The 8297-nt window shown below is 70.8% G+C and carries 9 protein-coding genes; 2 read left to right on the top strand and 7 right to left on the bottom strand.

Going from position 1 to position 8297, the window contains the following annotated elements; all coding sequences use genetic code 11:
• Nucleotides 1-2 precede the first annotated feature (2 nt).
• The 3 genes from ABD841_RS35560 to ABD841_RS35570 all read right to left on the bottom strand — a co-directional run bounded on the left by ABD841_RS35560 (nt 3) and on the right by ABD841_RS35570 (nt 3221).
• Nucleotides 3-1811 (bottom strand): hypothetical protein, encoded by a 1809-nt coding sequence (locus ABD841_RS35560; protein WP_344980959.1) that lies wholly within the window; start codon nt 1809-1811, stop codon nt 3-5.
• Nucleotides 1805-1996: an ammosamide/lymphostin RiPP family protein gene (locus ABD841_RS40990; protein ID WP_425582097.1), complete on the bottom strand. Its 192-nt coding sequence runs from the start codon at nt 1994-1996 to the stop codon at nt 1805-1807. The genes ABD841_RS35560 and ABD841_RS40990 overlap by 7 nt, the downstream gene beginning before the upstream one ends.
• A gap of 574 nt (nt 1997-2570) precedes the next feature.
• Nucleotides 2571-3221, bottom strand: a complete 651-nt coding sequence (locus tag ABD841_RS35570) for a TetR/AcrR family transcriptional regulator (protein WP_344980961.1) — start codon at nt 3219-3221, stop codon at nt 2571-2573.
• A 91-nt stretch (nt 3222-3312) separates the two neighbouring features.
• Here ABD841_RS35570 and ABD841_RS35575 point away from each other — a divergent pair, with 91 nt between their 5' ends.
• Nucleotides 3313-4932 carry an MFS transporter gene (locus ABD841_RS35575; protein WP_344980963.1) on the top strand — a complete coding sequence of 540 codons (1620 nt, stop codon included), beginning with the start codon at nt 3313-3315 and terminating at the stop codon, nt 4930-4932.
• 31 nt (nt 4933-4963) lie between these two features.
• Here the strand turns inward: ABD841_RS35575 and ABD841_RS35580 are convergent, their stop codons facing one another.
• The 4 genes from ABD841_RS35580 to ABD841_RS35595 all read right to left on the bottom strand — a co-directional run bounded on the left by ABD841_RS35580 (nt 4964) and on the right by ABD841_RS35595 (nt 7299).
• Entirely contained in the window at nt 4964-5761 is a 798-nt protein-coding gene (locus ABD841_RS35580) for a hypothetical protein (RefSeq protein ID WP_344980965.1), read from the bottom strand.
• Between the two features lie 97 nt (nt 5762-5858).
• Nucleotides 5859-6116, bottom strand: a complete 258-nt coding sequence (locus tag ABD841_RS35585; protein ID WP_344980966.1) for a hypothetical protein — start codon at nt 6114-6116, stop codon at nt 5859-5861.
• Nucleotides 6117-6240: 124 nt separating this feature from the next.
• A complete protein-coding gene (locus tag ABD841_RS35590) occupies nt 6241-6477 on the bottom strand; it encodes a DUF397 domain-containing protein (RefSeq protein WP_184542145.1) in 237 nt (78 codons plus the stop codon).
• Complete coding sequence (locus ABD841_RS35595; RefSeq protein ID WP_344980971.1) at nt 6478-7299, bottom strand: helix-turn-helix domain-containing protein; 822 nt, start codon at nt 7297-7299, stop codon at nt 6478-6480.
• 232 nt (nt 7300-7531) lie between these two features.
• On the opposite strand from ABD841_RS35595, the gene ABD841_RS35600 reads away from it, so the two are divergent.
• Nucleotides 7532-8089, top strand: coding sequence for an ATP-binding protein (locus ABD841_RS35600; RefSeq protein WP_344980973.1), 558 nt, complete (start codon nt 7532-7534; stop codon nt 8087-8089).
• The last annotated feature ends 208 nt before the right edge of the window (nt 8090-8297 follow it).

Below are 8297 nucleotides of genomic sequence, written 5' to 3' on the forward strand. Positions count from 1 at the left end.
CGTCACTCCTGGAAGTTGACCAGATCGAAGGGCCGGTTGAGCTTGGTGCGGGGCACCGGGAGCAGGTCGAGGACGTCGCGGCCGGACGTGACGCGCGCGGCGAGTTCCTCCGCCCGGAGCGGGTGGGTGAGGCTCAGCGCGGCGGTGGCCGCCACGTCGGGCCCGGGGGCGGCGCCGAGGCAGAGCGCCTCGCCGGCCGAGGCGAGCGCGGCGCGGTAGGGGTCGCCGAGCCGTCCGGCCGCCGCGCGGGCCCGCCCGAAGTGGTCGGCCGCCGCGGCGCGGTCCCCGTCGCGGGCGAGGAGCCCGCCGAGTTCCAGGCGGACCTCGCACTCGTGGAAGTCGTCGGCGAACTCCGTCGCGCACGCCAGCGTCCTGTCCAGGTCGGGCAGGGCGGCCTCCCGGTCGCCGGTCAGGAGCGCCAGCCCGGCGGCGCGGTAGGCGTGGTGTTTGACGAAGGCGCTGTTGGACGACCCGGCCGCCTGCTTGAAGCGGTCCCAGGTGCGCTGCGCCTGCGCGTGTTTGCCCGCCTTCTCCTGCAGCACGCTGACGTTGGACAGCAGGTTGATCCGCAGGTGGGTGGAGCTGGCGTCGTCGAGCCCTTCGATGCAGGCCAGGGCCCGTTTCTCGTGCTCGAAGGCGCTCAGCAGCTCCTTGCGGCTGAAGTGGGTCAGGCCGCGCAGGTTGTGCAGCCAGCCGCGCTCCCGCCGGACGCTGTCGGGCTCGCCGGGCCGGGGCGCCACGGCGGCGAATCCCTCCTCCAGCTCGCGGACCGCGTCGCCGACGCGGTTCATCCGCTTGGAGAGCGTGAGCGCCACGTACAGGTGGGACTGGGCGCGCACCTCGGCCGAGAGTCCCTCCGTCTCGCCGCGCATGGCCTGGAAGCAGGTGAGCGCGTCGTCCTGGCGCCCGCGGAAGGTGGCCTGGATCCCGAGCACCTTGAACAGGTAGCCGCGCACGTCGGCGGCGGTGCGCAGCACTCCGGGCTCGAACTCGATGGCGTCCGGCTGCCCGTCGTGGCGGCGGGCGGCGTCCAGGAGGGCGGGCACGCGCCCGTCCGGAACGCCGGCCAGCAGGCCCAGCGCGGCGTCGGCGACCACGGCCGTGCCCTCCCAGTTCGCCGAGAAGAACGCCGTCCTGCAGTAGGCGAGCGCGGCGGCCACCCGGTCGAAGGCCGAGCTGTCCGGGTCGAGCGCGCGGGAGTAGAGCTCGCCCTCGTGGCCCTTGGGCGCCGGGCCTTCTCCCAGGTCGGGGGTGAGCAGGGCGGGTTCGACGGGAAGGCCCATCCGGCGCAGGCAGCGGGCGCGCTCGGCGGCCAGGTCGGCGCGCTCGCCGAGCGGCCGGCGCACCCTGGTCGGGGTGACCATGATGAGGCGGACGTCGGGAACCGTGCGGGCGTGTTCCACCGCGCGCATGAACCCGCGCAGGGAGGACAGGTCCGTGCCGCCGGCGCCGTGCAGGACGAGCGGTTTGCCGAGTTCCGCGACGCCGTGGCACAGGGCCGCGCCCGCGGCGGTGAGCACCCGGAAGACCTGCTCGGACTCGCGGTGCAGGCGCCGTTCCGAGGGCGCGAGGGCCATGTCGGCGAGCTTGGGCGCCGGGCCCGTTCCGTAGGGTCGCTCCCCGGGGAACAGCTCGGCCCATTCGGCGGCGTACCGGACCGGGAGGTCCCCGAAGGTGGCCCCGGCGTGGCGCAGCGCGCCGAGTGCGCTGCGCAGCCCTTCGTAGGAGGCCGCCGGACCGCTGTTGACGTCGACCTCGACCGCGGTGGCACCGGCCAGGCCGGGCGTCCTGTCGTCGATGAAGGTCACCATGCCGGCCGGTCCAGGTCCGCCAGGGCGAGCGGGGCGATCTTGTTCTCGACCTCGTCGAGGTCGAAGTCGAGGTCGTCGAGGTCGTCGAGGTCACCGAGGTCGTCCATCTCCGCGGCCTCGTCGTGGGGGGTCGGGGTTTCGGGGGTGGTCTCGTCCCGGTCCTGTGACACGTCATTGGTGCTCATACCGCACTCCTCGGCTTGTCGGTGGGGATCTCGTGACAGGCGGCCCGCGGGGTGCGACGACCGCACCCGAATACAAAACAGTCATCAAATCAAATAATCTCTGAAATGATGGTTAACAAGGCAAGCAGCCGCCTATTAGACCCTTTTCGCGTCCTATTACATTTCGGACTCGCCTCGATCTTTATAACCAGGCACCAGTTGACTGTCAAGGGCAAATGTGAGCACTAAACCACAAAAAGCGGCCTCCCGGAAATCCGGAAGACCGCATGCCAAAAGGGAGGCCGGGCGCAGGTCGTCGGGCCCGCCTCGTTCCCCTCTTATTCGTATTGGTGTTTTATCGGAAAATGGTCAGGCACTAACCGCGAGAACTTGCTCGTCGCGGCACGTCCCGCCTCGGCGAGCCGCGCCGGACCGCATCGCGGCGCACGACACGGGTGCAATACCTGAAAAATTCATGCTCTCATTGCGAAAGACAGGAAAAGCCTGGGTGACGGTCCGCGGCACACGGGGCGGCCGGCCACGGCCGGCACCCCGGAATGTCCGGGCCGAGCGTTTCCACCTCCGGGAAGAAAGGTCAGTGCGGGATGCTCTCGCTCTCCACGACCAGCGTTTCGTCGACGCCGAGCACGGCGGCGAGCTGCCGCAGGGCGACACGGCGCACGCCCTCGTTGTCGAAATAGGAGTGTTCCAGGACCCTGGGGATGATCAATCCGTCCAGGAGCGCCACGATCACGGTCACCACGTCGTCCAGATCGCCCTGGAGATGGAAGTCTCCGCACGCCACGCCCTCACGGATGGCCTCGGCGAAGGGCCGCCGGTAGCGGTGCTGGAGATCGAGGCTGTGGGAGCGCAGCTCGGGTTCGTGCACCGCGGCGTGCCAGAACTCCAGCAGCATGCGCCAGGTGCCGATCGGCAGCGGCGCGAGCCCCCGATCGACCAGGGCGACCAGCCGCAGCCACGGCGTCGTGGCCTCCGCCCCCGCCTGCTCCAGGCGTACGACCTCCTGTTCCGTCGAGTGGTGCAGGGCCTCGATGAGCATGTCGTCGCGCGACCCGAAGTAGAACTGCAGCGTGCTGACCGCCACGCCGGCGATCTCCGCCACGTCGCTGAAGCGCGTGCGCTCGTACCCGCGCTCCGAGAGCACCCGTACGACCACGTCGAGCACCTCGGCCCTGCGTGTTCCCCCTGCCCGGCGGCGGCGGCCGGGCGTCTCTTGCTGACTCACGGCCCAACCGTATCTTCGTACGGTACCGAAGTCCAGATCGATCAATCGTACGGTGATACGGTACGGCTATATGGCATCTCAGGAGGTGGACATGCCAGAAGGGCGACCGCATCCGGCCCCCGCGGGCCCCGAGCCCACCGGTCCGGCGGCACCGGACGAATCCGCCCAGCCCGCCCGGCCCGCGGCCGGCGACCGGCGGCGCTGGATCACACTGGCCCTCATGTGCAGCGGGTTGCTGCTGGTGGCACTCGACTCGACCGTGCTCAACGTCGCGCTGCCCGCGCTCGCCGCCGACCTGGCGCCGAGCGGCACCCAGTTGCTCTGGATCGTCGACATCTACTCGCTCGTGGTGGCCGGCCTGCTCGTCAGCGCCGGGACGCTCAGCGACCGGATCGGCCGCAAGCGGATGTTCATCGCCGGAATGACGGTTTTCGGGCTGGCCTCCCTGCTGGCCGCCTCGGCGACGTCGACGGAGTTCCTCATCGCCTGCCGCGTGCTCCGCGGCGTGGGCGGCGCCATGATCATGCCTGCGACGCTCTCCGTCATCCGGAACGTCTTCACCGACAGCCGCGAGCGGGCCACGGCCATCGGCATCTGGTCGGCCACGGCGTCGGCCGGGAGCGCGATCGGGCCGATCCTGGCCGGGCTGCTGTTACAGCGCTTCTGGTGGGGGTCGGTCTTCCTGCTGGCGATCCCCATCGTGGTGGTGGCCGTCGCGCTGGCCGTCCCCCTGGTGCCGGAGTCGCGCGACCCGAACCCCGGCCGGCTCGACGTGCCCAGCGTCCTGCTGTCGGTGACCGGAATGATCGCCCTCGTCTACGGGATCAAGGAGATCGCGGTCCGGGGGCCGGCCGACCCGGCCGCGCTCGCGTTCACCCTCGCCGGTCTCGCGGTCATCGTCGCGTTCGTACGGCGGCAGCGCAGGCTGGCCGACCCGCTGCTCGACGTGTCGCTGTTCGGCACCCGCCGTTTCACCGCCGCGGCTCTGGCCGTGATGCTCTCCTTCTTCGGCTTCTTCGGCCTGCTGTTCTTCATCACCCAGTACTTCCAGATCGTGCGCGGCATGTCCCCGATGGAGACCGGCCTGCTGCTGCTCCCGCTGGCCCTCGCCAGCGCGGTCGCCGCCCCGCTGACCGGCGCGATCGTCCGCGGGGTCGGCACCCGGGCCACACTGGCCGGCGGTTTCGTGCTGGTGGCCGTGTCCCTCGCCGGTTTCGCGCTGTTGGGCGCCTCCAGCAACGACCTGGTCGTGGGGATCGGGCTGGCCGGGGTCGGCTTCGGCGCGAGCCTCACCGTCACCGCGGGCTCCCAGGCGATCATGGTGAGCGCGCCGGCCCACCGGGCGGGCGGCGCCGCCGCGATCCAGGAGACCTCCTTCGAGCTCGGCTCCGGGCTGGGGGTCGCCCTGCTGGGCAGCGTCATGGCCGTCGCCTACAGCCGCGCGCTGCCCGAAGTCCCCGGCGTGTCCGGTCCGGACCTGGAGACGGCGCGCGAGTCCCTGCCCGCCGCGGCGGGGGTCGCCGAGGGTCTCGGAGCCACCGGGGACGCGCTGGCCGCCGCCGCGCAGTCGGCCTTCTTCAGCGGGTTCGGCGTCACCGCGCTGACCGGTGCGGCGATCATGCTCGCCACGGCGGTCGCCGCTGCCCTGTTCCTGCCCGGCCGCGCCAGGGAGCGCGAGGAGGCGGCCACCGCCGTGGACACCGGCTGGTGAACCGCGGCGGCCGGTCCCGCCCGGCCGCCGCCTATGCCGGTCCGGTCCCCGCCCGCCGATCCGGGTCCGCCGGCAGCGGGGACAGGCGGCAGCCGGGGAAGGGGGCGAGCAGGGTCTCCCGCCACGGGCCCGCCAGGAAGTCCCTGGCCCGCCGGCTCCAGTCGAGCAACCGCCCGTCCGGCTCGACCTCGTCGTCGAGGCCGAGGGCCGCGTCCCTGGCGCGCTGGAGGGCGAGGTGGCCGTCCAGGGACGTGCCCCAGACGGTGACGACCTCGGTGTCGCAGAACAGCACCTCGTACAGGCCGACGGGCCGGTGCCCGTGGTCGGCGAGAACGGGGGCGCGCTCCTCGCGGACGGCGTCGAGGTAGTCGAGGGCGGCGCCGGGGCGCACCTGGGCGCTCTCGAACAGGTAGAAGGGAGCGGCGTAGCCCTCGGCGGTGATGTCGGCCAGCGCCGGGCTGCCGCGCACGGCGCCGAGCGGCCGGGAGAACGCCGAGAAGCGCAGGTCGTCGATGTCGGAGAGGAACAGCCTGTCGTCGACGCCGTCGTAGATGTTCATCATCTGGCGCCAGCCGCCGTCCCAGCCGCCGTGGCAGTCCCAGAGCGTCACGGCCTTGAACTGGGGGTGGCCGGTGATGCCGACGGCGTAGAAGGCGCCCACGAGGTCGATCTGCCGCGACCTGATCGAGAGCCCGCGCGTCAGCTCGGGCGCGTCGAGGGCCTCGTCCTCTCTCTTGTAGCGGGTGAGCCAGGTCAGGTACTCCAGCGGCCTGCGGGAGTTCATCGGCCGGAAGTCGACCTCTTCGATCAGGTAGATGCCTCGCCGCACGGTGGACGCCTCCTCGACCCAAGCGGATGTCCCAAGCGAATGCTTGGTTGGCACCCTAGTCGAGGAGGATCGCCCCGTACAGTGCGGAAAACGTGCCTCAGGCGGCTGCGGCGGCGGGCTGCGGACCCCGGCCGGTCAGCCATTCGAGGACCTTGCGGTGACCGTGGCAGGCGTCCTCGAAGTGGCCCCAGCGCCAGTAGCGGGGCTGGTCGCGCACTCCGGTGACCCATGTGCGGTAGGACACCGGAGTGGCCACGCCATCCCCCGTGGCCGCCGAGGCGACGCCGTACGTGCGGATCACGACGCGCCCACCCGGTGCGAACAGCACGTCGTCGGCCACCGGATACAAGGTCATCTGGTCGAGCACGGTCTCAAGCCCCCAATCCTTTAGGGCTCGAACTCTGCCGTGCCGACCCGCTCCCCCGGTTACATCATCGGCGCACCGCGGTTAACCCGGCGGGCCGGATGTAAAAACGGCGTTACACCGTAAGGCTGTCGAACTCCCCGTCCTTCACCCCGAGCACGAGAGCACGGATCTCGTCACGCGTGTAGATGAGAGCCGGGCCCTCCGGAAAACGCGAGTTGCGGACGGCGATGCTGCCGTCCGGCAGTTCGGCGAGCTCGACGCAGTTGCCCGTCGAGTTGCTGTAGCGGCTCTTGCGCCAGCTGGCCCCGGCAAGGTCGGCTGCGGGCATGCCGTTGTAGGTCTTCTCCATTTACATCTCTCTGAGAAGGTCGCCGAGGATCTCGGCGGTGCCCCCAGGCGTGGTGCTTTCCACGCACAGCTGCTCCATGGCCGTGAGGTACGGATCGACATCCTCACGTTTGTCCAGGTAGAGGGCACCCCAGAGCTGCTCGACATAGACGACGTCCGACAGGTCGGACTCGGGAAATCGCAAGATGCTGAACGCACCACCCTCGGCCGCGTGCATACCGAACCGGAAGGGCATCACCTGGATGGTGATGTTGGGGAGCGTGGCCACCTCCAGCAGGTGCTGGAGCTGCTCACGCATGACTTCCCCGCCTCCGATCGGGCGCTTCAGGGCCGCCTCGTCGATGACCGCCCACAACCGGGGGCCGTCCTTCTTCGTCAGGCGATCCTGCCGCTGCATGCGCATATGCACACGACGCTCGATCTCCGCCTCGGGCACGTCCGGGTAGCCCAACCGGATCACGGTGCGCGCGTAGGCGGACGTCTGCAGGAGACCGGGGATGAACTGCACCTCGTAGGTGCGGATCAAGCTCGCCGCCTCCTCCAGCCCGACATAGGTGGTGAACCAGTTCGGCAGCAGGTCGCCGTACTTGTGCCACCAGCCGGGGGTGTTCGCCTCGCGGACCATCTCCAGCAGGCCGCGCCGTTCCGCGTCGTCGAGCACGCCGTACAGGGTGAGCAGGTCTTCCACGTCACGCGTCTTGAAGCCGACGCGGCCCAGCTCCATGCGGCTGATCTTGGACTCGGAGGCGCGGATGTGGAATCCGGCCACCTCACGGGTGAGCCCCTTCTCCTCACGCAGCCGGCGCAGGCTCGCGCCGAGCATGATACGCCGAACGGTGGAACCGGTACCGGGCGGATCCATGGACACGTGGTGCTCCTCGCTCGCTTTCCTGATCGACAGTCTGTCACTTTTGCGACCCAAGATCCCCTGGGCGCAACCAAGATCCCCTTCCTGTGGAATTGCCGAATCAGGGGTAACGGTAGCGGTTGCACACACCTTATGCACGTGCATTCGCTCTTGCACCTGCACGGGAGTTTGCACCATGATTGCGATCGTGCAGTCCGCCCAAACCGCGCCCCATCGAGTGACGACGTCCTGGACGGCGCTCGACTGGTGGCCCCCCGTCGGCTGGTGGCCCGACTCCGCGCGCGATCTCCTGCCCGGATCATCGGCAGTCACGGCCAGCGCCACCTTCGTGCTCCCCCCGCACGCCGAGTCCGTCCACTCCGCCCGTAGCTTCACCACCGGCACCCTCACCGGCTGGGACCTCGCCGAACTGGGCGAGAACATGGAGCTGGTCGTCTCGGAACTGGCCACCAACGCCTTCCGGCACGGCCTGCGGCTGGCCGAGAGGTCGCGGTCCAAGGAGCCGATCCGGCTCTCGCTGATCCGCCGGGGCACCCTGGTCGCCTGCACGCTCAACGACCCGGGGGCGGGCTTCCCCGCGCTCCGCGACCCCTCCCCCCTCGACATCGGCGGCCTCGGACTGCACATCGTCGAGTCGCTGAGCCTGCGCTGGGGCTGGGCGCCCCTGGCCCCGTACGGAAAGATCGTCTGGGCCATCCTGCAGCCGGGCCCCTGCGAAGAGCCGGACCTCCCCGAGCGTCCCTGACCGGGACGCCCCGCCGCCGGGCCCTCCCGGGTCTCCCGGTCCTCCCGGCGGCTTCCCGGCCCTCCCGATCCTTCCTGCGGCCTCCTCGGCCCTCCCGGCGGCCCTCCGGGCCCTCCCGGGCGGTCCCCGCGGCCCGAGCCCTCCGGGCGCCCCCGCCCGGAACGCCCCGGGCGCCGTCCCGGCCGCCGCGGAGCGGCCTCCGCCGGGT

It is taken from the genome of Streptosporangium fragile, assembly GCF_039534445.1.
GTDB classification, from domain to species: domain Bacteria; phylum Actinomycetota; class Actinomycetes; order Streptosporangiales; family Streptosporangiaceae; genus Streptosporangium; species Streptosporangium fragile.

Bases quoted from the DNA above. Each gene is read 5' to 3' on its own strand.
- ABD841_RS35585 (WP_344980966.1), bottom strand. From the start codon at position 6,116: ATGACCTTGTATCCGGTGGCCGACGACGTGCTGTTCGCACCGGGTGGG.
- ABD841_RS40990 (WP_425582097.1), bottom strand. From the start codon at position 1,996: ATGAGCACCAATGACGTGTCACAGGACCGGGACGAGACCACCCCCGAA.
- ABD841_RS35560 (WP_344980959.1), bottom strand. From the start codon at position 1,811: ATGGTGACCTTCATCGACGACAGGACGCCCGGCCTGGCCGGTGCCACC.
- ABD841_RS35590 (WP_184542145.1), bottom strand. From the start codon at position 6,477: ATGGAGAAGACCTACAACGGCATGCCCGCAGCCGACCTTGCCGGGGCC.
- ABD841_RS35595 (WP_344980971.1), bottom strand. From the start codon at position 7,299: ATGCTCGGCGCGAGCCTGCGCCGGCTGCGTGAGGAGAAGGGGCTCACC.
- ABD841_RS35575 (WP_344980963.1), top strand. From the start codon at position 3,313: ATGCCAGAAGGGCGACCGCATCCGGCCCCCGCGGGCCCCGAGCCCACC.